Origin of the sequence: Kribbella solani (assembly GCF_014205295.1) — a bacterium.
Taxonomy (GTDB): Bacteria; Actinomycetota; Actinomycetes; order Propionibacteriales; family Kribbellaceae; genus Kribbella; species Kribbella solani.
The window spans coordinates 6,349,846-6,372,526 of record NZ_JACHNF010000001.1 but is presented as its reverse complement, the minus strand read 5'-3'; the positions used below and the strand labels follow the sequence as shown (position 1 = coordinate 6,372,526).

General features: G+C 68.6%; 25 protein-coding genes and 2 pseudogenes. 8 read left to right on the top strand and 19 right to left on the bottom strand.

The genetic code is table 11. The annotated features are described in order from the left end of the window. Window positions 1-10: 10 nt before the first annotated feature. Entirely contained in the window at window positions 11-838 is an 828-nt protein-coding gene (gene panC, locus HDA44_RS29460) for a pantoate--beta-alanine ligase (RefSeq protein WP_184839933.1), read from the bottom strand. Further along, complete coding sequence (locus tag HDA44_RS29455) at window positions 835-1,782, bottom strand: Rossmann-like and DUF2520 domain-containing protein (protein WP_184839932.1); 948 nt, start codon at window positions 1,780-1,782, stop codon at window positions 835-837. The genes panC and HDA44_RS29455 overlap by 4 nt, the downstream gene beginning before the upstream one ends. Before the next feature lie 83 nt (window positions 1,783-1,865). Between HDA44_RS29455 and HDA44_RS29450 the strand changes: the two genes are divergently transcribed. Further along, on the top strand, window positions 1,866-2,426 hold the full coding sequence (locus tag HDA44_RS29450; protein WP_184839930.1) for a 2'-5' RNA ligase family protein: 561 nt from the start codon (window positions 1,866-1,868) through the stop codon (window positions 2,424-2,426). After that, window positions 2,423-3,073 (top strand): annotated as a pseudogene (locus tag HDA44_RS37635) (SAM-dependent methyltransferase); the annotation flags it as partial. The gene HDA44_RS29450 and the pseudogene HDA44_RS37635, both read left to right, overlap by 4 nt. Before the next feature lie 104 nt (window positions 3,074-3,177). Here HDA44_RS37635 and HDA44_RS29445 read toward each other — a convergent pair. Then, window positions 3,178-4,587 (bottom strand): PH domain-containing protein, encoded by a 1,410-nt coding sequence (locus HDA44_RS29445; RefSeq protein WP_184839927.1) that lies wholly within the window; start codon window positions 4,585-4,587, stop codon window positions 3,178-3,180. Next, on the bottom strand, window positions 4,584-5,072 hold the full coding sequence (locus HDA44_RS29440) for a PH domain-containing protein (protein ID WP_184839925.1): 489 nt from the start codon (window positions 5,070-5,072) through the stop codon (window positions 4,584-4,586). Before HDA44_RS29440 ends, HDA44_RS29445 begins: the two co-directional genes overlap by 4 nt. A gap of 26 nt (window positions 5,073-5,098) precedes the next feature. Here HDA44_RS29440 and HDA44_RS29435 point away from each other — a divergent pair, with 26 nt between their 5' ends. Further along, window positions 5,099-6,292, top strand: a complete 1,194-nt coding sequence (locus HDA44_RS29435) for an NADH-quinone oxidoreductase subunit D (RefSeq protein ID WP_184839923.1) — start codon at window positions 5,099-5,101, stop codon at window positions 6,290-6,292. A 3-nt stretch (window positions 6,293-6,295) separates the two neighbouring features. On the opposite strand, the gene HDA44_RS29430 is transcribed toward HDA44_RS29435, so the two are convergent. From HDA44_RS29430 to dacB, 14 genes are all read right to left on the bottom strand, one after another. After that, complete coding sequence (locus HDA44_RS29430) at window positions 6,296-7,066, bottom strand: inositol monophosphatase family protein (RefSeq protein ID WP_184839920.1); 771 nt, start codon at window positions 7,064-7,066, stop codon at window positions 6,296-6,298. A 115-nt stretch (window positions 7,067-7,181) separates the two neighbouring features. Further along, complete coding sequence (locus HDA44_RS29425) at window positions 7,182-7,538, bottom strand: hypothetical protein (protein ID WP_319036408.1); 357 nt, start codon at window positions 7,536-7,538, stop codon at window positions 7,182-7,184. Window positions 7,539-7,633: 95 nt separating this feature from the next. Continuing rightward, on the bottom strand, window positions 7,634-8,155 hold the full coding sequence (locus HDA44_RS29420) for a DUF3180 domain-containing protein (protein ID WP_184839916.1): 522 nt from the start codon (window positions 8,153-8,155) through the stop codon (window positions 7,634-7,636). Then, window positions 8,155-8,712, bottom strand: a complete 558-nt coding sequence (gene folK / locus HDA44_RS29415; RefSeq protein ID WP_184839914.1) for a 2-amino-4-hydroxy-6-hydroxymethyldihydropteridine diphosphokinase — start codon at window positions 8,710-8,712, stop codon at window positions 8,155-8,157. Before folK ends, HDA44_RS29420 begins: the two co-directional genes overlap by 1 nt. Continuing rightward, window positions 8,709-9,122 carry a dihydroneopterin aldolase gene (gene folB, locus HDA44_RS29410; RefSeq protein WP_184839913.1) on the bottom strand — a complete coding sequence of 138 codons (414 nt, stop codon included), beginning with the start codon at window positions 9,120-9,122 and terminating at the stop codon, window positions 8,709-8,711. Before folB ends, folK begins: the two co-directional genes overlap by 4 nt. Next, window positions 9,119-9,604: a nuclear transport factor 2 family protein gene (locus HDA44_RS29405; RefSeq protein WP_184839911.1), complete on the bottom strand. Its 486-nt coding sequence runs from the start codon at window positions 9,602-9,604 to the stop codon at window positions 9,119-9,121. Before HDA44_RS29405 ends, folB begins: the two co-directional genes overlap by 4 nt. Then, complete coding sequence (gene folP / locus HDA44_RS29400; protein ID WP_184844487.1) at window positions 9,601-10,398, bottom strand: dihydropteroate synthase; 798 nt, start codon at window positions 10,396-10,398, stop codon at window positions 9,601-9,603. Before folP ends, HDA44_RS29405 begins: the two co-directional genes overlap by 4 nt. A gap of 170 nt (window positions 10,399-10,568) precedes the next feature. Beyond that, entirely contained in the window at window positions 10,569-11,714 is a 1,146-nt protein-coding gene (locus HDA44_RS29395; protein WP_184839909.1) for a S1 family peptidase, read from the bottom strand. Window positions 11,715-11,845: 131 nt separating this feature from the next. Beyond that, complete coding sequence (gene folE, locus HDA44_RS29390; protein WP_184839907.1) at window positions 11,846-12,418, bottom strand: GTP cyclohydrolase I FolE; 573 nt, start codon at window positions 12,416-12,418, stop codon at window positions 11,846-11,848. A 98-nt stretch (window positions 12,419-12,516) separates the two neighbouring features. After that, window positions 12,517-14,553, bottom strand: coding sequence for an ATP-dependent zinc metalloprotease FtsH (gene ftsH, locus HDA44_RS29385; RefSeq protein ID WP_184839905.1), 2,037 nt, complete (start codon window positions 14,551-14,553; stop codon window positions 12,517-12,519). A gap of 195 nt (window positions 14,554-14,748) precedes the next feature. Continuing rightward, window positions 14,749-15,303 (bottom strand): hypoxanthine phosphoribosyltransferase, encoded by a 555-nt coding sequence (gene hpt / locus HDA44_RS29380; RefSeq protein WP_184839903.1) that lies wholly within the window; start codon window positions 15,301-15,303, stop codon window positions 14,749-14,751. 5 nt (window positions 15,304-15,308) lie between these two features. Further along, entirely contained in the window at window positions 15,309-16,325 is a 1,017-nt protein-coding gene (gene tilS / locus HDA44_RS29375; protein ID WP_337906550.1) for a tRNA lysidine(34) synthetase TilS, read from the bottom strand. A gap of 76 nt (window positions 16,326-16,401) precedes the next feature. Continuing rightward, entirely contained in the window at window positions 16,402-17,496 is a 1,095-nt protein-coding gene (locus tag HDA44_RS29370; protein ID WP_184839899.1) for a zinc-dependent metalloprotease, read from the bottom strand. Window positions 17,497-17,545: 49 nt separating this feature from the next. Continuing rightward, window positions 17,546-18,916, bottom strand: coding sequence for a D-alanyl-D-alanine carboxypeptidase/D-alanyl-D-alanine endopeptidase (gene dacB, locus HDA44_RS29365; RefSeq protein WP_184839897.1), 1,371 nt, complete (start codon window positions 18,914-18,916; stop codon window positions 17,546-17,548). 50 nt (window positions 18,917-18,966) lie between these two features. On the opposite strand from dacB, the gene HDA44_RS29360 reads away from it, so the two are divergent. Then, complete coding sequence (locus HDA44_RS29360; RefSeq protein ID WP_184839895.1) at window positions 18,967-19,455, top strand: inorganic diphosphatase; 489 nt, start codon at window positions 18,967-18,969, stop codon at window positions 19,453-19,455. Window positions 19,456-19,612: 157 nt separating this feature from the next. Here the strand turns inward: HDA44_RS29360 and HDA44_RS29355 are convergent, their stop codons facing one another. Further along, window positions 19,613-20,047: a MarR family transcriptional regulator gene (locus tag HDA44_RS29355; RefSeq protein ID WP_184839893.1), complete on the bottom strand. Its 435-nt coding sequence runs from the start codon at window positions 20,045-20,047 to the stop codon at window positions 19,613-19,615. A 99-nt stretch (window positions 20,048-20,146) separates the two neighbouring features. Between HDA44_RS29355 and HDA44_RS29350 the strand changes: the two genes are divergently transcribed. The 4 genes and pseudogenes from HDA44_RS29350 (at window position 20,147) to HDA44_RS29345 (ending at window position 22,641) form a co-directional block, all read left to right on the top strand. After that, entirely contained in the window at window positions 20,147-21,139 is a 993-nt protein-coding gene (locus tag HDA44_RS29350; RefSeq protein WP_184839891.1) for a quinone oxidoreductase family protein, read from the top strand. Between the two features lie 123 nt (window positions 21,140-21,262). Continuing rightward, window positions 21,263-21,400 (top strand): annotated as a pseudogene (locus tag HDA44_RS39015) (helix-turn-helix domain-containing protein); the annotation flags it as partial. A gap of 30 nt (window positions 21,401-21,430) precedes the next feature. Beyond that, window positions 21,431-21,772, top strand: a complete 342-nt coding sequence (locus HDA44_RS37630) for a helix-turn-helix domain-containing protein (protein ID WP_238352485.1) — start codon at window positions 21,431-21,433, stop codon at window positions 21,770-21,772. Next, entirely contained in the window at window positions 21,739-22,641 is a 903-nt protein-coding gene (locus HDA44_RS29345; protein ID WP_337906823.1) for an IS3 family transposase, read from the top strand. The genes HDA44_RS37630 and HDA44_RS29345 overlap by 34 nt, the downstream gene beginning before the upstream one ends. The last annotated feature ends 40 nt before the right edge of the window (window positions 22,642-22,681 follow it).

The window sequence follows — 22,681 nt, the reverse complement described above, 5'->3', positions numbered from 1 at the left end:
TCAACGGAATTCATCTGAGGGTGATGGAAATGTTGTCAATGAGACGAGTCAGACCTACCCGGGCCGCGATCAGCATCCGCGCCTCGCCGGGGCCGATCACCGGGCCGAGATCGGGTGCGCGCAGGGCCAGGTAGTCGATCTTCACCGACGGTACTGCTTCGAGTTCGGCCTGTGCGGCGGCGACCACCGCGTCCGGGCCGTTCATCCCGGCCTTCGCGCCGGCGCTCAGCGCCCGGTACAGCACCAGCGCCTCGTCACGCTCGGTCTCGCTCAGATAGCGGTTGCGTGACGACAACGCCAGCCCGTCGGCCTCACGTACGGTCTGCACCGGGATCACGTCCAGATCCATGTCCAGGTCGCACACCATCTCGCGGATCAGCGTCAGCTGCTGGTAGTCCTTCTCGCCGAACAACGCGATGTCCGGCGCGGTCAGGTGCAGCAGCTTCGAGACCACGGTGAGTACGCCGGAGAAGTGCCCCGGGCGGAACACGCCTTCGAGTTCGTCCGCGAGTGGGCCTGGATGCACGGTGACCGACGGCTCGTTCGGGTACAGCTCGTCGCGGGACGGGTTGAAGACCAGGTCGACACCCTCGCTCTTGGCGATCGCCAGGTCGCTGGCCAGCGTCCGCGGGTACCGGTCGAAGTCCTCCGACGGCCCGAACTGCAACGGGTTCACGAAGATTGTCAGGACCACGCTGCCCTCGGGTCCGACCCGTTCGCGCGCCTCGGCCAGCAGCGCCGCGTGGCCTTCGTGCAGCGCGCCCATCGTCATCACCACCGCGCGCGGCCGGATCGCGGTCGCTGCTCGCAGCTCGGCCTTGGTCTGGGTGAGTCTCATCGCGGTGCCTCCCCTGTCCGATCCTGCGCTGTCCGATCCTGCGCTGTCCGATCCTGCGGTGTTGTCCGGTCCGGTGCTGTCGGGTGACGGTCGGCGGCCGGGTCCGCTACCGCCGGATGCCCGTCGAGCAGTTCGGTGAACCGGTCGGCAGTGGCCGCGTCCAGCCGGCCGTCCGCCGCAGTCAATTCCACTGTCGCGCGAGCCAGCTCGGCGTAGGTAGTCCTTGTGCGATCCATCCCCGTGCGCAGTGCTGCCAGGTGTGCCGCGACGGTTTCGACGTCGCCCCGGGCAATCGGCCCGGTGAGCGCATGATGACCGGCCCGCAGCGTGTTGTCGAGGGTTGCGGTCAGCAGCGGGCGCAGTGTCGCGACCGGATCGGCCACACCGGCCTCTCGCAGGACACCGACCGCCTGGGTGACCAGCGTGGTCAAGTGGTTCGCACCGTGCACCAGCCCGGCGTGGTAGCGCGCACGTTGCTCATCGGCCACCCACTGCACCTGTCCACCCACCGCCTTCACCAGCCGCTCCACGACCCCCTGAGCCGAGTCTGGCGCGGTAGCGGTGAACATGACCCCGTCCAGCCGCACAGGCCCACCGGGAAAGGTCATCGACGGATGCAGCGCGACCGGCGTCGCACTCAGCCCGGCCACCGGCTCCAGCCCATGCGCTCCGGACAGATGTACGACGTACTGCCCAGCGCGCAACGGCAGCTCCTGCGCCACCTCGCGGATCAGGTCATCCGGTACGGCGACCAGCACCACCTCGGCGCGGTCCGCGACCTCATCCGCCGTCAGCACCGGTACGCCAGGTAGTAGGCGGGCGGCGCGTTCCAGAGACGCGTCCGACCGCGCGGTGACACCGACCAGGGGATGTCCGGCTGCCGCCAAGGCTGCTCCCACGGCGGACCCGGCCCGGCCGGCTCCGATCAAGCCGATCCGTTCCATCACTCAACTCTCTTCTCGTTCCAGTCCCACGGCGGGGTACCAGACGATCTGTCTTCCAGCGTAGGCGATGAGAGGATGCTGGGGTGACTGATGCGTGGGCAGCGCGGACCGGATTGACGGCGATTCTGATCACAGTGCCTGAGCTGGCGGCGTACACGGAGCGCTGGCGTTCGGTGTCACGGTCCTCAGCCCGGCCACAGGTCCCGCTGACCGAGCTGATCCCGCCGCACGTGACGGTGCTGGTCCCCTGGGTCGCCGAGCCCACCGACGCCGACATCGCCCGGCTGCGTGCCGCCGTGTCGACCATCGAGCCCTTCGAGCTCACCTTCCCGACCGCGGGCCAGTTCCCCAACGGCACGGTGTGGCTGCAGCCGGAGCCCTTCGACACGGTCCGCTCGCTGCTGCTGGCTGTGTTCGCGGCCTTCCCGGAGTGTCCGCCGTACGGCGGTGAGTTCCCGGACGCACGGCCACACCTGACCATCTCGTCGTCCAACCAAGGCGGACCGGCCGTACTGGCCGAGGCAACTGCCGCGCTGGCCGACACACCGGCCCCGACGAAGCGCCTGACCGAGCTGGGGCTGTGGCGCGAGGACGCGGACGGCTCCTGGCACCAGCTCGGCACAGTGCCACTTGGGTCCAGATGACAACCTTCCGGGACGCGTGGCAGGAGGCCCTGTACGGCCCTGACGGCTTCTACCGGCGCCAGCGGCCTGCCATGCACTTCCGGACGTCCGTACACGCCTCCAGTCTCTTCGGTCAGGCCATCGCCCGCCTGGCGGAGCAGCTCGACCTGAGCGAGGTGGTGGACATCGGAGCAGGCACCGGTGAGCTGGGCAAGGTACTGCGCACCGAGGGGCTGTCCGTACTCGACATCGAGCTGGACGACCAGCTGCCCGACCGTCTGACCGGACTGGTGATAGCGAACGAGTGGCTCGACAACGTCCCGTGCGAGCTGGTCGAGTGGGACGAGGACGGCGTACCGCGCTACCTGCTGGCTGACCTGACACCAGGTGCGGTTGTTACTGGCAACAACCTCGACTGGCTGCAGCAATGGTGGCCCGGCGAGCCAGGTGACCGTGCGGAGGTCGGACGGGCCAGGGACGAGTCCTGGCAGGACGTGGTCCGGCGGCTGGAGCCGGGTGCGGTAGCGATCGCAGTCGACTACGGCCATCTCAGAGCGACGCGGCCGCCCTTCGGCACGCTGACTGGCTTCCGCTCCGGCCAGGAGTGCGCACCGGAACCGGACGGCAGCTGCGACATCACCGCACACGTAGCGCTCGACTCACTCGCAGCAGCCGTTGACGGTCAGCTGGTCTCGCAACGCGACGCTCTGACCCAGCTGGGCCTGTCCGGTCGGCGTCCGCCGCTGGAGCTCGCCCAGACCGATCCGATGCGCTATCTGGCCGAGCTGTCGTCAGCAGGCGAGGCAGGTGAGCTGCTGGACCCGTCCGGACTCGGCGGGTTCGGCTGGGTCTGGACGGCAACCGAAGCCGACACCGTACGCCGCGCCTCCCGCGCCCTGTCCGCCTGAGCATCGACCAGTGCCGCGGCTTCGGCCTGGTCCCGGTGGAACGCGATGGCGTTGGTCGGGCCGAGCGGCGTGTCCACATGCACGTTGGCAACTCCCAGCCGCCGCTGGATCGGTCCCTGTGCCATCCGTACGGACTGCGTCTTGTGATGCAGCACGATCGCCGTTTGCCGGCTGACCCAGCCCTTGCTGGTCACCATGACCTGCTCGTCGAAGCCGAACGTCAGGTAACGCCAGCCGATCGGACGCAGCCACTTGGCTCGTTCCGGTGCACGACGCATGTCGATCCGGGCCAGATCGAACCCAGGTAGGACACGGCTCAGTACGTACGCCACCTCGGTCCGCTCGCCCACCGGCAGCAGTTGTGCGCCGTCGAAGTCGTCCTCGCCGTCTTCCTTCTTGCCGGCCACACCGGCGATGTCCAGCTCGACGCGTGACCAGCCGATCATCCGCCAGATCAACGGCTCGGTGATCAGCAGGCCCTGTACGCGGCCTGGTGGGATCGTCTGCCGCTGTACGTCCAGCAGACCGCGCTTGGTCCGCAGCCCGTGGCTGGACTCCGACAGCGTGAAGCCGTGGTTGCCTACGACCTGCTTCCAGATCGGGTGCACGACACCGAGCAGCAGCGGCAGACCGGCGACCAGACCGACGTGGAAGTTCAGCACCATGGTCGCGACGATCAGCCAGATCAGTGCGCCGGCACTACCGACCACAGTGGAGGACAGCAGCGTCGCACCCAGCAGCCGGCTCGTCGGTACGGTCAGCAGTGGTGGAGCCTCGGCTTCGGCCTGCTGCTCCAGCTCTTGCTGCGCGGCGCCCTGCTCGCCCTTGGCCCGGACCAGCAAGGTGGTCCGCAGCTGCACGGCCTCCTCGTACCGGAAGTAGCTCAGCTTGCCGTCGCTCTTGCCACCGCCGGCCACGTCCATGCGCAGCTCAGCCATGCCGAACAGTCGCGCGACGAACGGCTGCGCCACGTCGATCGCCTGAATCCGGTCGAACCGGATGATCCGCGTCCGCCGGAACAGGAACCCACTGTCCACCCGGATCGCCTCGGCCGTCAGCTGCCACTTGGTGAACCACCAGGACAGTGCGCCGAGCAGGATGCCGCCGACGAGTACGGCGGCCAGGCCGATGCCCGCGATGGTCAGATTGCTGCGCAGCCCCTCGTTGTTGACCAGGGCGACCGCCGCGACGACGAAGTACCCCCAGCCCTTCACGAACGGGGTCAGCGGGTGCAGCCGCTGACCGACCACCTCCACCGCCGGCTGCTCGGTCACAGGCCCCACGCCTGCGCCTGGCCGAGAGCGGACAGCCGGTCCCGCAGCCGGCTCGCCTCATCCGGGTGCAGTCCCGGAATCTTCGCGTCGGTGGCCGGCGTCGCGGTGTGCAGCTCCACGGTCGCCATCCCGTACGCCCGCTCCAGCGGTCCGGCGGTCACGTCGACGAACTGCATCCGCCCGTACGGTACGACGACCAGCTCGCGGAACATGATCCCGTGGCTGACCAGCAGTTCGTCCTCGCGCTCCGCGTACTTCCAGGACCGCTGGTTGCGGCCGATCAGCACCCAGGACCAGGCGAACAGCAGTGCGATCACGACCACGGCCAGTACGCCGTACAGCCAGCCGACCGTCAGACCGAGCGCCACCAGCGCCACGATCGCCAGCAGCCCGCCCGTGATCGCCGCGTTCAGCCGGCGCAGCGTGGCCAGCTTGGGTGACACCGGCATCCAACTGACATCCGAGGGTGCGAAAAGGTCATCCACGCCCCCAGCCTGTCACGATAGAGGGCATGAGCACCGAAAGAGTGGTTGGAGTCGGGGCCGGAGCTGCCGGATTCGACCCCGCGTACGAGCGTGGTGGGGCCGGTTCGGACCTGCCGACCACCGACATGGTGCTCAACATCGGGCCGCAGCATCCGGCCACCCACGGCGTCCTGCGGCTCCGGCTGACCCTCGACGGCGAGCGGATCGTCGGCTGCGAACCGATCATCGGCTACATGCACCGCGGCGCGGAGAAACTGTTCGAGGTCCGCGACTACCGGCAGATCATCGTGCTCGCGAACCGGCACGACTGGCTGTCCGCCTTCGCCAACGAGCTCGGCGTCGTCATCGCGGTCGAGCGGATGATGGGCCTGGAAGTCCCGGAGCGCGCGGTCTGGCTGCGTACGCTGCTCGCCGAGCTGAACCGGGTGCTCAACCACCTGATGTTCCTCGGCTCGTACCCGCTGGAACTCGGCGCGATCACGCCGGTGTTCTACGCGTTCCGGGAGCGCGAGACGATCCAGGCCGTGATGGAGGAACTGTCCGGCGGCCGGATGCACTACATGTTCAACCGGGTCGGCGGCCTGAAGGAGGACCTGCCGTACGGCTGGCTCGGCCGCGCCGCCGCCGCCTCCGCGGCGGTCCGCGGCCGGTTGCCCGACATCGAGGAGATCATCCTCGGCAACGAGATCTTCCGCGCCCGGACGGTCGGCGTCGGCAAACTCTCCCCCGAGCTCGTCGCGCAGTACGGCGTCTCCGGGCCGATCGCCCGTGCCTCCGGCGTGGACGCGGACCTCCGCCGCGACGAGCCCTACCTGGCGTACGGCGAGCTGACCGACGTACTTCGCGTCGTGACCCGCCCCGAAGGCGACTGCTACGCGCGTTTCGCGGTCCTGCTCGAACAGGTGAAGGTGTCACTCGACCTCGTCGACGCCTGCCTGGACAAGCTGTCAACGATGCCCGCCGGGCCGGTGAACGTCCGGCTGCCGAAGATCCTCAAGGTCCCGGAAGGCCAGACGTACGCCTGGACCGAGAGCCCATTAGGAATCAACGGCTACTACCTGGTCTCCCGCGGCGACAAGACCCCGTGGCGGCTAAAACTGCGATCGGCCAGCTTCAACAACATCTCGGCGCTGCCGGCGCTGCTGCCCGGCACGATGATCCCGGACATGATCGCGATCCTCGGCAGCATGTTCTTCGTCGTCGGCGACATCGACAAGTAGGGATCAGCCCAGAAGCTCCTGCAACGGTTCGCGGATGCCCTCCGCGACCGCGAAGACGCCACGGGATTCCGGCGCGTGCTCGGTGCCGTCGAGGTCCAGCACGGTCACACCCGCTTCACGGCAGATCGCGACGCCGGCCATCGTGTCCCACGGCTTGTTCGAGAACAGGATCATCGCGTCGAAGTACCCGTGTGCTGTCCACGTCAGCGCCGTAGCGGCTGTACCGATCATCCGCAGCCGCTGCACCCGCGGGTAGAGCCGCTCGGTCAGCGCGACCCGTTCGGCGTTCACCTGCTCCGCGTCCGGCCCGACCGCGTAGTCACCGATCGACACCAGCGCGTCGGTCAGATCGGTGCACTCGCTGCCCCGGATCGCCCGCCCGTTGCAGGTCGCGCCGAGGCCTTCGGCGGCTGCGTACGTCGTACCCAGCGCGGGGTGGTCGATCACGCCCGCGACCGCCCGGCCTTCGTGGATCAGCCCGAGCGAGATGGCCCACAGCGGTACGCCGTGGATGAAGTTCACCGTGCCGTCGACCGGGTCGAGCACCCAGCGGGTCCCGTCGGTGGCGCCGCCTTCTTCCTCACCGAGCACGCCGATCTCCGGCGTCTCGCGCTCCAGGAACGCCCGGACTTCCCGCTCGACCGCGAAGTCCACCTCGGACGCCATGTCCCGGTCGCCCTTCGAGGTCAGCTCCCCCGGCGCCCGCGACGCGGTCACCGCCCGCCCCCGCTCGACCGCGGCCCCGGCAACCTTCAACAACTCGGCAAGTTCCACAGGCCCAACCTACCCACCCCACAGCAGTGGATATCCACTGCCGTGGTGGGTTCTCCACCGGTATACGGGTGGAGAACCCACCACAACGGTGGATATCCACTCGTGTGGAGGGCTGTCAGGAGGCGGCGAGGCCGCGGAGTTTGAGGTCGACGACGGTCGGGGCCTCGGCCTGGGAGTGTTTGTCGCCGGCCGCGACCACGGTCGCGACCTCCTCGTCGATCTTGTCCAGGCGCTGGTCGATCTTGTCCAGCCGGCGCTGCATCAGGTCGACGAACTCGGCGTTCTCGACCACCCGCGCGCTGGTGATCCGCGAGTACTCCTGCGCGACCTGCGCGCGTTCGTCGGAGTGCTTCAGCCGCTCCACCAGCAGCTGGTGCCGGAACAGCACCGAGGCAGCGATCGCGACCAGGACAGCGCCCCCGGCGGCCGCCCGGAGAATCCAGGCGTTCTGTGAGAACAGGGCGATACTCACGCCCAGACAGACAACGATCACCAGACCGTTGGCGACGGTGAGAACTGTGGTCCTGGTTCGACGGCGGCTACCCCTTGACCCCATGGGTCGTCATGTTAAGGGGTTTCGTCCGGGTCCTTGGGAATGCGACACGCACGTTCGAGCAACAATCCGGCCGTGACGACCAGCACAGAGATCACCGCCGCGGCACCGGCCATGATCACACGGTTACGAGGCCCCGAGGAGCCCACTGCCTGCAGGAAGGATAACGCGAACCCTGTGTAAACACCGGTGCACAACGCGCCGACGAAAGCGCTTGCCTTGCCGATCATCAACAGGAAGACCGCGCGCGACGATTCGACCCGTTCGTGCCGGACCTGGATCCGCTGGTGGGTGTTCCGGGCCGCCGCGAACAGCAGCGCGGCCAGGAACGCCCAGGCGACCAGCGTCAGCCAGGACAGCGACGGCGCGACCCCGCCGCCGGCCTCGATCGCCTTCACCAGCGTGACGCCGACCGCGACGCCGAGGACGGCGATCGCGACCAGCAGCCGGCGCGACGTCGGCCGCACCGAACCCGGGTGCGGCGGTTCCTGCTTGTCCCCGGGCGCCCGGCCGGGCTCGGTACCGCCCGGTGCCACTACTGCAGCTCGATGTCGAGCTTGGTCACGCCCTCGGTGCCGACCTTGGCGAGCAGTTCGGCGACCGGGCCATGACCGGGCAGGACCGCGTCCCGCTCGATGTCCAGCCACGGCGCCAGTACGAACGCCCGCTCGTGCGCCCGCGGGTGCGGGATGGTCAGCTCCTCGGACTCGATCGTCTTCTGCCCGTAGGTGATCAGGTCCACGTCCAGGGTCCGCGGCGCGCCCGGTACGCCACGCTCCCGGCCGAACGCCTGCTCGACCGCGTGCGCGCGCTCCAGCAGCAGGTCGACCGCCAGCGTGCTGTCGGCGAGCAGGACGATGTTCAGGTACGGGCCGGACTCCTCCGGTCCGCCGACGGGCTGGGTCTCGTACACCGGCGAGACCTCGACCACCACGACGTCCGGGGTGTCCCGGAGCGCGTCGACCGCGCCCTGCAGGTTCGCCTCACGGTCGCCGAGATTGCTGCCGAGCGACAGGATCACCTGGCGGATCGGCTTCAGGCCGCCGCTCAGGGTGTCCGCGTCGATGACGTGGGGACTAGGGGTCTCAGTCACGAGGATTCTCCGGCTCTGCGCTGCACGGTCAGGACAACGTCGTCGAACGGCACCGTGATCGGCGCCGAGGGTTTGTGGATGGTCACTGCCGTCGCTGTCACCCGGTCGTCGGCGAGACAGAGATCGGCGATCCGCTGGGCGAGGGTCTCGATCAGGTCCACCGGATCGGTCTCGATCGCCTGGTGCACCCGCTCGGCCACCACCCCGTAGTTCACGGTGTCGGCCAGGTCGTCGGAGGCAGCGGCGGGCCGGGTGTCCAGCTCCAGCCGGACATCCACGACGAACTCCTGCCCGTCGGCCTTTTCGTGATCGAAGACCCCGTGCCGTCCGAATCCACGGATCCCACGGATCTCGATCACGTCAGGCGGGTTCGGGACGCAGCGTTGTGTGACCTCGCTTCGCTCCGTCACGGCGCCTCCTCCTGTCGGCCCCCAGACGACAGTACCGGTGAGGCATGGTGAATCCACAACCGCCAGCCGGAGGAAGTTTTCCGGAAAACGTTCGTGGCCAGCGCCATACCACCGGCGAATCCTTCCTCCGGCGCGCCTTCGCCCGACGACAGGACATTCTCCGTACACGTGACGTACGCCACGTCTTCATCCACCCGTACCCGCACGTCGGTGAGGAAGAACTGGATGTACGGGGTGTTGGCGAAGATCATCGCCCAGGCGCGCATCAGCTCCGCGTACCCGGAGATCGCCGCGTTGCCGGGATGAATGCAGACCGGATCGGGTTCCGGCAGCCAGACCGCCGCCATCAGATCCAGGTCGCCGGCCTCGAACGCGTTGTAGAACGCGGTGTTGGCGGCCAGTACGACGTCGTCCACCCGGGCGCCGGACGCGCCCGCACCGCCCGCGCCGGGACGCGGAGCGCCGGTGGGTCCGTCGGTCATACAGTTCCCCATCTCTTCGCTACCCGGACCGCGTCCGCGCTCGGTGCCACCGCGTGCGCCCGGACACACCAGGCTCCCGCGGCGGCGGCCAGGGCGGTGACGGCCGCGCTCGCATCGTCTCTTCGTACCGCCGGTCTGGGTGCACCGGTCTGTTCGTCGGCGAGCAGCCTACCGAGGAACGCCTTCCGGGACGCAGCGATCAACAACGGCCGCTCCAGTACCGCGAATTCCCGGATCCGGCGAAGAATCTCCCAGTTGTGACCCGCGTGCTTCGCGAACCCGAGCCCCGGGTCGATCGCCACCCGGTTCAGATCGACGCCGGCCCGGCTCAGCGCTTCGAGCCGTTCGGCCAGCTCGGCGATCACCTCGGCGACCACATCGCCGTACTCCGCCCGGTTCTGCATGTCGATCGAGTGGCCGCGCCAGTGCATGCACAGGTACGGCGCCTTCCGCTCGGCGACCAGCGGCAGCATGTCCGGGTCGGCCTGGCCGCCGGAGACGTCGTTGATCATGGTGGCGCCGGCGTCCAGCATCAGCTCCGCGACGTGTGCCCGCATCGTGTCCACCGAGATGATCGCGCCCTCGGCCGCGAGCGCCTCGATCACCGGCAGCACCCGGCGGATCTCCTCGTCCGGCTCCGGCCGCGCCGCCCCCGGCCGGGTCGACTCGCCGCCGACGTCCAGCAGGTCGGCGCCTTCGGCCAGCAACTCGCGGCCGTGCTTGATCGCCGCCTCCGGCTCGAACCACTTGCCGCCGTCCGAGAACGAGTCCGGCGTCACGTTGACCACGCCCATGACGAGACACCGGTCCACGACCGGCAGTCCGTCCACGTGACCCCACGACCCAGTTCTCACCCACACACCGTAGTAGCCCGCACCCCCACCCCGACAGGCAGCCGCCGATTTGACCGGCCGGCCGGTCGAACAGGCGCTGAACGGCGTACGGGACGGGTTGCCGGCGAAGGTCAGTTGGCGAGGATCAGGCGGGACTCGGTGGCGCGGAGCACCTCGCCGATCGGCTGGGCGTACGACTCGTTGGTCTGCCCGGACTTCTCCAGGCACTGCCCGTCGATCAGCGCCGCGCCGCTGGTGATGCCCTGCGCGTAGTTGCCGGTCATGTTCGCGCCACCGGAGTCACCGGACTCGACGCAGGCGGTGTGCTGGAACAGCCCGCGGACGACGCGGTTGTTGCCGTAGTTGACGGTCACGTTCCGGGCCACGATCCGGCCGCAGGTCCAGCCGGTGCTCTTCCCGGACTTGCACACCGTCGAGCCGACGGTCGCGTCCGCGATCCCCTTCACCGCGACGTTCCCGCTGCCCCAGCCCTCGACGTACCCCTGCTGGTCCCAGCCTTCGATCACGCCGACCGAACCGAAGTCGTGGCCGGGGAAGGTGGAGGTGTACGTGTTCCCGAGGACGTAGCCGTTCCGCGAGAACGACGGCTTGCCGGACGTACAGTGGCCGGCCGTCAGAAAGATCCGATTGCCCTTGCGGGTGCGGGCGTTGAAGCCGAGCGAGCACACGTACCCGGTGTTCTTGTCGACCTGGAGGCCGCCGCGCAGCCCGAAGTCGTCGGCGGTGGTCCGGATCGTGCCGGCCACCCTGCGGACCGTCACCCGGTCGCCGTTCGCCTCGGCCCGGCGCAGGAACCGGTTGGTGATCAGGTCGTGCGCGTTCTTCGGCACCGAGACGACGACGGTGCCGGTGATCGGGTCGACGTACCAGGACCGGACCTTGCCGGCACTGGACGTACTGGCCAGCTGGTTCAGCTCGCCCTGGACGGCGTTCAGTTGCCGGGCGGTGAACTTGACCAGTCGCGGCACCGCGCCGATCTGCCGGACCAGCGCGGCCGTCGACAGGTTCGAGACCGCGACGATCAGCTCACCGGCCTCGTCGTAGTAGCTGCCGACCACACCCGAGTCGGAGCCGAGCTCCGATTCCAGCGTCTCCGCGAGCAGCGGGTTGGTCACCGGGCCGGCCGGTTTGGCGGCCGGTTGCGGGTCTGGCTGGTCCGCTGTCCCGGCGGTGGCCCAGTTCGCCGCGACCAGGCCGGTGGTCGTCAGGACGACGACTCCGGCCAGTGCGGCGCCGACCCGGAAACGCCCCGACATCTGTCCTCCTCACACCAGCGCCTGGTCCCCGTTGGCCAAGCGCCACTACGGAAAGTAAACGTTCAGCAACAGAATGTCCAGAGGGCTTGTCTCTTAAACGTCAACGATCACACCGGTTCCCGGGCTACGGCTCAGCCGACGATCAGACTCATCGCCTCCGCGCGGGTGACCGGGTTCCGGAGCTGGCCGCGGACCGCCGAAGTGATCGTCTTCGCGCCCGGTTTCCGGACACCGCGCATGGTCATGCACAGGTGCTCGCACTCGATCACCACGATCACGCCCCGCGGCTGCAGCAGCTCCACCAGCGACTCGGCGACCTGGGTGGTCAACCGTTCCTGGACCTGCGGCCGCTTCGCGTACACGTCGACCAGCCGGGCCAGCTTGGACAGCCCGGTCACCCGGCCGTCCCGGCTCGGGATGTAGCCGACGTGCGCGACCCCGGTGAACGGCACCAGGTGGTGCTCGCACAGGCTCCACACCTCGATGTCCTTCACCAGCACCATCTCGTCGTGCTCGAGCGCGAAGGTGGTGGTCAGTACGTCCTCGGCGGTCTGCCCGAGCCCGGCGGTGATCTCCGCGTACGAGCGCGCCACCCGGGCCGGAGTGTCCCGGAGCCCTTCGCGGTCCGGGTCCTCGCCGATCGCGATCAGCAGCTCCCGGACGGCCCGCTCGGCCCGCCCGTGGTCGAAGTTCGGTGATGTCATCCAGGCCTCCTGACGGCAGACTTCGAACGCTACCGGCCCGGGCAACGAAAACGCCGCCACCCGGTCCGGGTGGCGGCGTTCACTGGTCCTGCCGAAGGTTACTGGTTGCTGGGCGGCGGGGTCGGGCCGCTGCCGTAGTCCGGCGGCCGGATCGCCTCGTCCGGACCGACCGATCCGCCCGGCAGCACGTCGGTGAGCGAACCGTTCTGCTCGCCGCGGGTCGGCACCGGCATCACCGGCGGCTGGTCCGACGGAATCCGGGTCGACGACCCGGTCCAGGCCGGCCGGCGGTCGCGCTTGATGATCGGCCCGAAGACGCGGGCGATCTCGTGCTTGTCCAGCGTCTCCTTCTCCAGCAGCTCCTCGACCAGGTGGTCGAGGACGGCCCGGTTCTCGACCAGGATGTCGAAGGCTTCCTGGTGCGCGTTCAGGATCAGCTTGCCGACCTCCTCGTCGACCGCGGCCGCGATCTCCTCGGAGTAGTTCCGCTGGCTGCCGAAGTCACGGCCCAGGAACGGCTCGCTGCTGTCCTGGCCGAACTTGATCGCGCCCAGCCGCTCGGTCATGCCGTACTGGGTGACCATCGCGCGGGCCAGCGCCGACGCCTTCTCGATGTCGTTGCTGGCACCGGTGGTCGGGTCGTGGAAGACCATCTCCTCGGCCGCGCGGCCACCGAGCATGTACGCCAGCTTGTCCAGCATCTCCGACCGGGTGGTCGAGTACTTGTCCTCGTCCGGCATCACCATCGTGTAGCCGAGCGCCCGGCCGCGGGGCAGGATCGTCACCTTCTGCACCGGGTCCGAGTGCGGGAGCGCGGCCGCGACCAGGGCGTGGCCGCCCTCGTGGTACGCGGTCAGCACCTTCTCCTTGTCGGACATCAGCCGGGTACGCCGCTGCGGTCCGGCGATCACGCGGTCGATGGCCTCGTCCAGCGCGCGGTTGTCGATCAGCTGCGCGTTCGAACGGGCGGTCAGCAGCGCCGCCTCGTTCAGTACGTTCGCCAGGTCGGCACCGGTCATGCCGGGGGTCCGGCGGGCGACCGCGGTCAGGTCCACGTCCTGCGCCATCGGCTTGCCACGGGCGTGCACCTTGAGGATCTGGGCCCGGCCCGGCAGGTCCGGCGCGTCGACGGCGATCTGCCGGTCGAACCGGCCCGGGCGCAGCAGCGCCGGGTCCAGCACGTCCGGCCGGTTGGTGGCCGCGATCAGGATCACGCCGCCGCGGACGTCGAAGCCGTCCATCTCGACCAGCAGCTGGTTCAGGGTCTGCTCGCGCTCGTCGTGACCGCCGCCGAGACCCGCGCCACGGTGCCGGCCGACGGCGTCGATCTCGTCGATGAAGACGATCGCCGGGGCGTTCGCCTTGGCCTGCTCGAACAGGTCCCGGACCCGGGAGGCGCCGACACCGACGAACATCTCGACGAAGTCCGAGCCGGAGATCGAGTAGAACGGCACGCCGGCCTCACCGGCGACCGCGCGGGCCAGCAGCGTCTTACCGGTACCGGGCTGGCCGTACAGCAGTACGCCCTTCGGGATCTTCGCCCCGACCGCCTGGAACTTGCCCGGCTCCTGCAGGAACTCCTTGATCTCGCCGAGCTCCTCGATCGCCTCGTCACACCCGGCGACGTCCGCGAACGTCGTCTTCGGGGTGTCCTTGGTGATCAGCTTGGCCTTGGACTTGGCGAAGCTCATCACCCGCGATCCGCCGCCCTGCATCGAGTTCATCAGGAAGATGAACACCACCGCGATCAGCAGGAAGGGAATCAGGGTCGAGAACACCTGGCCGATGAAACTCGGCTTCGGATTCTCGACGTTGTACGTCTCGACCTTTCCGTTCTGGTAGAGCGTCTGGAGATCGTTGCCGAGGGTGTCGGCCTGGCCGTCGACCCAGTTGGCCTTGATCTTCGAGCCGTCGGTCTTCTCGATCCGGATCTCCTGGTCGGGATCGATCAGCGTCACCGACTTGATCGTCTTGTCGCTCGACGACTTCGCCTGCTGGATCAGCTGCACGACCTGACCGGTCGGCTCGGACTTGTACCCGGTCGTGCCGGTCAGGAGCTGCCCGATCACCAAGACGCCGAGGAAGGCGACGACAATCCAGAACAGGGGTCCGCGGAAGATGCGCTTCACGTCCATGATCGAGGCCTAGGCCCCGTCCCTCCTAGCTCGACAGGCCCGGATATTCGGGCTTGAGACGGTACACCGACTCTAGTGTCTCGTGCCGCGCAAACTCCCCCACTACAGGGGCACGACTGCGCATCGAGCACTACTGAGCCAAGTTAGTTACCGAGTGTGACCGGAGAGCAGGCCGGGAACGACGCGGGGTGGTGGTCAGGAGTAGACGTGCGGGGCGAGCGTCGCCACGCAGCGGAGGTTCCGGTAGCGCTCGGCGTAGTCCAGGCCGTACCCGACGACGAACTCGTCCGGCAGGTCGAAGCCGACGTACCGGACCGGGACCTCCATCTTGGCCGCCGCGTCCGGCTTCCGGAACGCGGTGCAGATCTCGACCGAGGCCGGGCCGCGGGACTGCAGGTTGCTGACCAGCCAGGTCAGCGTCAGGCCGGTGTCGATGATGTCCTCGACGATCAGCACGTGCCGGCCGCTGATGTCGGTGTCCAGGTCCTTCAGAATCCGGACCACGCCGGACGACTTGGTCCCGGAGCCGTACGAGGAGACCGCCATCCAGTCCATCTCGACGTGCCGGGTGAGCGACCGGGCCAGGTCGGCCATCACCATCACGGCGCCCTTGAGAACGCCGACGATGAGGAGGTCCTTGCCCTCGTAGTCCTGCTCGATCCGGCCGGCCAGTTCCCGGAGCTTCGCCAGGATCTGTTCCTCGGTGTAATGGATCGTGCTCAGGTCCTTCTCGATGTCCGCAGCATCCACGCGGCTCAGCCTGTCACATCAGGGCCCAATGCGATGAATCCACCCTTGCGAACGGCCCGGACGCCCTGTGGTAGGTCGATCCAGCGCTGACCGCGCCAGTCGGTCACCAGCGCGTCGACGGCCGCCACGTGGCCCGCGGTGAGGTCCGTCGCGCGGCACCCGGCCTCCAGTGCGGCCTGGCGCAGCACCCGCGTACGAACGGCCGTGGGCTCGCCCGCGAGTACGCCGAGGTCGCCGCGTACTTCGCCCTCGGCCCGGCTCAGTGCGGTCTCGGCCACGTCAGCAGCGAGCTGGTCGAGCGCATCGGCGTCCGCGCGAAGCAGTCCGGCCGTACGCGCGAGCGCTTCGACCACGCCGGGTCCTAGTGCCTCTTCCAGGATCGGCAGGACCTCATGGCGTACGCGGACCCTCGTGTACTGCGGATCGTCGTTGTGCGGGTCGTGCCACGGGCGGAGACCGGACGCGATGCACGCCGCGGCGGTGGTGGCGCGTGGCACGTCCAGCAACGGCCGCCGGAGCAGTCCGACCGCTGGCGCCATCCCGGCGAGGGAGCGGGCACCGGAACCGCGTCCGAGGCCGAGGAGGACGGTTTCGGCCTGATCGTCGCGGGTGTGGGCGAGGAGTACGACGTCCGCGGCCAGCTCGTCGGCCGCGTCGCGCAGGGCGTCGTAGCGGGCAGTGCGGGCCGCACCCTCCGGGCCGCCTTCGGTGCCGACAGTGACTGGCCTGACCTGGACCGGGTCCAGACCGAGTGTTCTGCACTGCTCGGCGGCTGTCTCGGCGATGTGCGCGGAGTCCGCCTGCAGACCGTGGTCGACGATGACCGCACCGGCGCGTAGCCCGAGCTTCGGGGCCTCGAACGCGGTGGCGGCGGCCAGTGCGAGTGAGTCGGTGCCGCCGGAGCATGCGACCAGCACCGTGGTGCCCTGCGGGAGCCCGGCGAGGGCGGTACGGACTGCCTCCCGGGTGCGCGCGACGGCAGGGTGCAGCCGTCCCCTGCGATGCTCGACAAGCTCCTCCACCGGCCTGGCCAGCGGTTCACCGGCTGTCGGTTGGCCGCCCGCCGGTTCGCCGGCTGCCGGTTGGCCCGCTGCCGGCTCAGCCGTGGAGTCGGGTGACCCAGGCATCCGGGTTCGCGATCTCGTTCTTGGTCGGCAGCGTGTTCGGCCCGGTCCAGACCCGGTTGAAGCCCTCCATGCCGACCCGGTCGACCACATGGCGTACGAACGCCGCGCCGTCCTTGTACTGCCGCAGCTTCGCGTCCAGCCCGAGCAGACGCTTCAGCAGCTGATCCACCGGGTTGCCACTCGTCCGCCGCGACGAGAACTTGGACCGGATCTTGTCGACGGTCGGGATGACGGCCGGACCGACGCCGTCCATCACGAAGTCCGCATGTCCTTCCAGCAGGGACATGACCGCGGTCAGCCGATCCAGTACCGCACGCTGTTCCGGTGACTGCATCAGGTCGACCAGACTGAGCTCCGCCTCACCGCGGATCGACCGTCCGAGTCGTTGGGCCGCCTCGCGGAACATGGCGGCGTACGCCGATGCGTCCAGCTCGGCCTGGTCCAGGAACAGCGCGATCTCCGACCGCAGGTGGTCCCGCAGCCAGGGGACCGCCGTGAACTGCACCCGGTGCGTCTCCTCGTGCAGACACACCCACAAGCGGAAGTCCCTCGGTACTACATCCAGCTCGGACTCCACGTGCATCACGTTCGGCGCGACCAGCAACAGCCGGCCGGTCAGTCCGGGCCGGTCCGGGTCCGGCTGAGCCGGGTAGAACGGGTCGAACTGCCCGAGTACGCGGGACGACAGGAACGCCAGCAGCGCACCCGCCTCGATACCAGTGACCCGGGAACCCACCGCGGAGGACAGACCGGCAGTCCGGTCCGCCTTCTCGCGCAGCTTGTCGGCCAGCGGCTGCAGGACGGTACGGAAGCCGTCCGCGTTCGCCTGGACCCAGCCGGGCCGGTCCACGATCACCACCGGCGCCGTGGCCGACGTGGCCTGCAGACCGGTGAACTCACGTACGTGGCCCTCGGACTCGGCCGCGAACTGCCGCAGCTCGGCGACCACCTGGTCGGCCTGCGCGCGGCTGACCGCGGGACCCGGACGCAGCAACCTCCGCGCCACGCCGGTCGCCAGCTGCCAGTCGACCATCTCAGTAGTGGTCTCGCCCTCCGCCGTACTCATACAACGACCCTAGTGCTATGTACCAACATGCGCCGCCGGATCAGGTACTTCAGCATCCGCAGGCAGCGAGCAGCGAGGTGGTCCTGTCCAGCGCGGCACGCGCATCGAGCGTTTTCGGTACGGGAACGCTGTCACTGGCGACCGCGAAGACCAGGAGCGTCCCGGACATGTCCCGCGCGTACCCGGCGAGACTGTGGACACCGGTGAGTGTCCCGGTCTTCGCCCGGACCAGTCCGAGGCCCGGACCGGTACCTACTGTGCTGAAGCGCTCCCGGAGGCTGCCGTTGAATCCAGCCACTGGCAGACCGGTCAGCAGGTGGCGCAGCTCCGGGTGGTCCTTCGACACGGCCACTCGAACCGCACCGGCCAGTACATCCAGCGGGACCTTGTTTGCCCTAGTCAAACCACTGCCGTCGTAGATGGTTGCCTTGGAGACGTCCAGCCCCAGCTTCGTCAGCGTGGCGCGTACGCCCTTGACCCCGCCGACGTACGAGCCGCCATTGCCGGTGGCGATGCCGACGTGCCGCAGCAGCGTCTCCGCACCATCGTTGTCGCTGTGCAGGTTGATGTACTCGACGATCTGCCCGAGCGTCGGCGACTTCACCTGTGCAATCGGAGCCGCCGCAGCCGGTGCGACCGCGGGCTTCGGCGCAGCAGCCACCTTGATGCCGTACTGGACCAGCAGCTTCTGGAACGCAACCGCCGCCGCCTGAGCCGGTGCGGTCGACCGCTTCGCCATACCGGGCGCGACGCGGCCCTCGTTCACCCACAGCGCGGACGTGGGCGCCGCAATGCCTTCCGGCACGTAGTTGGCCTCCCAGCGCGCATTGATGGCCGGACCAGTGAACAGCGACGCGTCGTACCCGAGTGACACCGAGGTGAGGCCCTGGGCCTTCAGCGCCTTCGCCGTACTGGCAGCGAGTGTCTGGAGAGTCGCCCTGGTCGGGTAGCCATCACCAGCGGACGGCCTGACCGCCAGTAGTGGGTCGCCCCCACCAACCAGCACTACCGACCCCTTGGCACCGCTGACGACCTTCGTGGCGAACGTGTGGTCCGGGCCGAGCGTCTCCAGCGCCGATACGGTGGTCAGCAGCTTCAGCGTGGACGCCGGCGTGTACGGCGTACCTGCACCGACCGAGAACAGCGGCTTGTTCCGCGAGGCGTCGTACACGTACACACCGTGGTGCGGACCGAGTGACGGATCCTTGAGTACGGCGGCCAGCGCCTTGGCGACACCCGCTGCCGTCGGAGCGACACCCTCTGTGGTCGCGGGTGCCAGTACTGCCGGCGCCTGCTGAGCCACCGCATCCCCCGCCGCGGCGGGTACGGCACCAGCCGTGTTCACCTGGCTCGTGCACAAGCCGGCACACAGAGCCGTGGCGACGAGCGTGACGAATGCCGCACGGGCTGGTCGAGCCACCGGGCTGCTCCTGTCATTCGGTCGGTCGGAACCGTGACAGTATCTGCCGTATGGAGTTCGACGTCTTCATCGAGATCCCCAAGGGCACCCGGAACAAGTACGAGCTGGATCACCAGACCGGGCGACTCCGGCTGGACCGGACGCTGTTCACGGCCACCCAGTATCCGTCCGACTACGGGTTCATCGAGGACACCCTCGGTCAGGACGGCGACCCGCTGGACGCGCTGGTGCTGCTGCCGGAGCCGACGTTCCCCGGCTGCCTGATCCGCTCCCGGGCGATCGGCATGTTCCGGATGACCGACGAGAAGGGCCCCGACGACAAGGTGCTCTGCGTACCGGCCGGTGATCCGCGGCAGGAACACCTGCGGGACATCCACCACGTACCGGAGTTCGACCGGCTGGAGATCCAGCACTTCTTCGAGGTCTACAAGGACCTGGAGCCGGGCAAGTCGGTCGAGGGCGCCACCTGGGTCGGCCGAGCGGAGGCCGAGGCCGAGATCAGCGCCTCCTTCAACCGCCTCAAGACCACCTCACACTGACTCGCCCAGGACAGCCCGTCCGGCCGAGTCAGACTGGACGCCCCAAACCGGTTTGGGGTGGTTGTCTACGTGGAGTGGGGCAGGTTCTACCCCTGGAACAGGCGGTTAGGCACCCCAAACCGGTTTGGGGAAAGGTGGAGCGGTGCCCGGCCCGGGGTCAGGAGTCCGGGGCTAGGCGGGTGAGCAGGGTGAGCAGGGTCTTCTGTTCGGCTGCCGTCAGCGGTTTCAGCAGGTCCGCCTCGGCGGCGTAGATCAGCTGGTCCATCACCTCCAGCTGCCGCTGCCCCGCCGGGGTGATCGCGACGATCTTCCGTCGCCGGTCCGCCGGGTCGACCCGGCGGGCGAGGAACTTCTGCTCCTCCAGCTCGTCCAGCAACGTGACCAGATCACTGCGGTCCAGCCCGATCCGGTCCGCGAGCGTCGCCTGCGCCCCCTCGCCGTCGTCGGCGAGGCTGGCCAGCACGTGATAGTGCAGCGTACGAATGCCGGCCGTCGTCATGTGCTGCCGGACCAGCCGGTGGGACTGCTGACTGGCCCGCCCGAGCGCCCACAGCACCCGGTCGGCCAGTCGATGCTTCGGCGACTTCTCCACCCGTCAACTCTATTGGCTTCGGCTCCGCTTGCCGTTATCGTGGGAATCTCCCATTATTTATAACTCCCACGATATGGAGTACCCACCATGCGCCCGACCATGCGCGCAGTGCGCTTCCACCGCCACGGCGGCCCGGACGTTCTTCAGCTCGACGAGGTGGACGTCCCGGAGCCCGGCGCCGGCCAGGTCCTGATCGAGGCCGAGGCGATCGGCGCCAACGCCATCGACACCGTTCTCCGCCGCGGCGGCTCGGCCTGGGACCGCCCACTCCCCGGCACGCTGACCGGTGAAGTCGTCGGCCGGATCGCCGCGCTCGGCCCGGACACCCCGCCCGGCGTCGCGGTCGGCCAACGCGTCGCCGCCCTGGCCGAAGACGCCTTCGCGGAGTACGCGGCCGTCGACGCCGCCTTCCTTGCCCCGATCCCCGACAGCGCCGCCTGGGGCACCGGAGCCGACAGCGCCAACTTGGCCGAGGCGACGATGCTGCCGATGACCGGTCCACTGGCCTTCCGGCTGCTCGAGACCGCCAACCTCCCAGCCGGCGGCACCGTCCTGATCCACTCCGCGGCCGGCACCGTCGGCCACCTCGCCGTCCAGCTGGCCCGCGGCTACGACCTGAAGACGATCATCGGTACGGCATCGTCACCCGCCCGCCTCGACTTCATCCGCTCACTCGGCGCCGAGGCCGTCAACCTCACCGACCCGGACTGGCCGGACCAGGTCCGCGCGATCGCGCCCGAAGGCGTCGACGCCGTCCTGGACTCGGTCGGCGGCGCGGTCTTCGACCAGGGCCTGGAACTGGTCAAGCCGCTCGGCACCATGCTCACGTACGGGGCCATCAGCACCGAGCTGCCGACGATTCCGGCGGCCGCGCTGTTCGGCTTCAAGACGGTCACCGGGGTGTCGATGATGGGCTGGCGCGGCGCCCGGCCGGACACGGCCCGCGCCGACATCGCCGAGGTCACCCGCCGCTGGCAGACCGGCGACCTCCGCCCGGTCGTACACGCGACCCACCCACTCGCCGACGTCACCAAGCTCCACGAAGCTCTCGACGCCCGCACCGCCCACGGCCGCCTCGTAGCCATCCCTTAACCGGGCAGCTTGCCCCCTCGAACGAAGGGTTGCCCCCTGGAAATTCGAGGGGGCAACCCTCTCTTGAACTGCTCCCCAGAAGTTGGACTGAGAAATTCAGTTCTGATTCTGGGGAGTGGTTGTATGCGTGGTGGTAGTTCGTTGTCTGAGGAGCAGCGGTGTGAGGCGGTAGCGTTGTTCGAGGCTGGCTGGGGCCGGCAGGCGGTCGCGGTGCGGCTGAGTGGGAGTGCTTCAGCGGTGAACCGGTTGTACGACCGGTGGCGTGTTCGAGGTACGGGAGCGTTGGTGGCGATGCCGGGGAAACGGGTCTTCTCGTTCGAGGTCAAGCGCGAGGTGGTCCGGCGGTTTCTCGCGGGCGAGACGAAGGTCGCGCTCGCGCGGGAGTTCGAGTTGTCGTCGCCGAAATTGATCGAGAACTGGGCCCGTAAGTACCGCGACGAGGGTGATGACGGGTTGCGCCCGAAACGTCCGGGCCGCCCACCGGGTGCCGGTGGTGGTGATCGTGGCCGGTCTGCGGGTGAATTGGGTGAGGTGAGTGAGTTGGAGCGGTTGCGTCGCGAGAACGAGCGGCTGCGGGCCGAAAACGCCTACCTGGGAAAATTGCGTGCCTTGAGAGCCCAGCAACGACGCTGAAGGCCCAGGCCGTCACCGCTCTCAAGGCTGACCACCGCCTCGAGGTATTGCTGGAGGTTGCTGGTCTGGCCCGGTCGACGTTCTTCTACCACCAGGCCCGCCTCGCCTCGCCGGACCCACGCGCCGCCCTGAAGACCGCCATCCGGGAAGTGTTCGAGAACAACAAAGGCCGTTACGGGCATCGTCGCGTCCACCGCGAACTGGTGACCGCCGGCTGGCGGGTCGCGAAGAAGACCGTCCTGGCGCTGATGCGGCGCCTCGGGCTGGTCTGCCTGGTCCGGCGCCGCCGCCGCTACAACTCGTTCAAAGGCCAGACCAGCACGACCGGCGCGACTGGCAAGACCGCACCGAACCTGCTGGCCCGTGACTTCACCGCCACCGCTCCGAACCGCAAGTGGGTCACCGATGTGACCGAGTTCGCCATCGCCGGCCGCAAGCTCTACCTGTCGCCGGTCATGGACCTGTTCGACCGCCAGATCATCGCCTACACAACCAGCGACTCACCTAACCTGCAACTCACCAACTCCAGCCTGCAACAAGCACTCACCACCCAGCGCCCCAGCCCCGGCCTGCTGGTCCACTCCGACCAAGGCTTCCAATACCAGCACCACTCCTGGCAGGCCCTACTCACCACCGCCCGCGCGACCCAGTCGATGTCCCGCAAAGCCAACTGCTACGACAACGCCATCATCGAGAACTTCTTCGGACACCTCAAAGAAGAACTCTTCCACCACACCACCTTCACCAGCGCCGACGCGTTCACCACCGCACTCGCCGACTACATCCACTGGTACAACAACCACCGCACCTCAACAACACTCAAGGGCCTGAGCCCAGTGCAATACCGCACCCAGACCCTCACGGCATAGGCTCCCTACCCAGCCAGTCCAACTTTCGGGGACCAGTTCA

Excerpts from the sequence above, each read along its gene's own strand:
- panC (WP_184839933.1), bottom strand. The coding sequence starts at position 838 with ATGAGACTCACCCAGACCAAGGCCGAGCTGCGAGCAGCGACCGCGATC.
- HDA44_RS29455 (WP_184839932.1), bottom strand. The coding sequence starts at position 1,782 with ATGGAACGGATCGGCTTGATCGGAGCCGGCCGGGCCGGGTCCGCCGTG.
- HDA44_RS29435 (WP_184839923.1), top strand. The coding sequence starts at position 5,099 with ATGAGCACCGAAAGAGTGGTTGGAGTCGGGGCCGGAGCTGCCGGATTC.
- HDA44_RS29405 (WP_184839911.1), bottom strand. The coding sequence starts at position 9,604 with ATGACCGACGGACCCACCGGCGCTCCGCGTCCCGGCGCGGGCGGTGCG.
- folP (WP_184844487.1), bottom strand. The coding sequence starts at position 10,398 with ATGGGCGTGGTCAACGTGACGCCGGACTCGTTCTCGGACGGCGGCAAG.
- HDA44_RS29395 (WP_184839909.1), bottom strand. The coding sequence starts at position 11,714 with ATGTCGGGGCGTTTCCGGGTCGGCGCCGCACTGGCCGGAGTCGTCGTC.
- folE (WP_184839907.1), bottom strand. The coding sequence starts at position 12,418 with ATGACATCACCGAACTTCGACCACGGGCGGGCCGAGCGGGCCGTCCGG.
- ftsH (WP_184839905.1), bottom strand. The coding sequence starts at position 14,553 with ATGGACGTGAAGCGCATCTTCCGCGGACCCCTGTTCTGGATTGTCGTC.
- HDA44_RS29370 (WP_184839899.1), bottom strand. The coding sequence starts at position 17,496 with ATGAGTACGGCGGAGGGCGAGACCACTACTGAGATGGTCGACTGGCAG.
- HDA44_RS29360 (WP_184839895.1), top strand. The coding sequence starts at position 18,967 with ATGGAGTTCGACGTCTTCATCGAGATCCCCAAGGGCACCCGGAACAAG.
- HDA44_RS29350 (WP_184839891.1), top strand. The coding sequence starts at position 20,147 with ATGCGCGCAGTGCGCTTCCACCGCCACGGCGGCCCGGACGTTCTTCAG.
- HDA44_RS37630 (WP_238352485.1), top strand. The coding sequence starts at position 21,431 with ATGCCGGGGAAACGGGTCTTCTCGTTCGAGGTCAAGCGCGAGGTGGTC.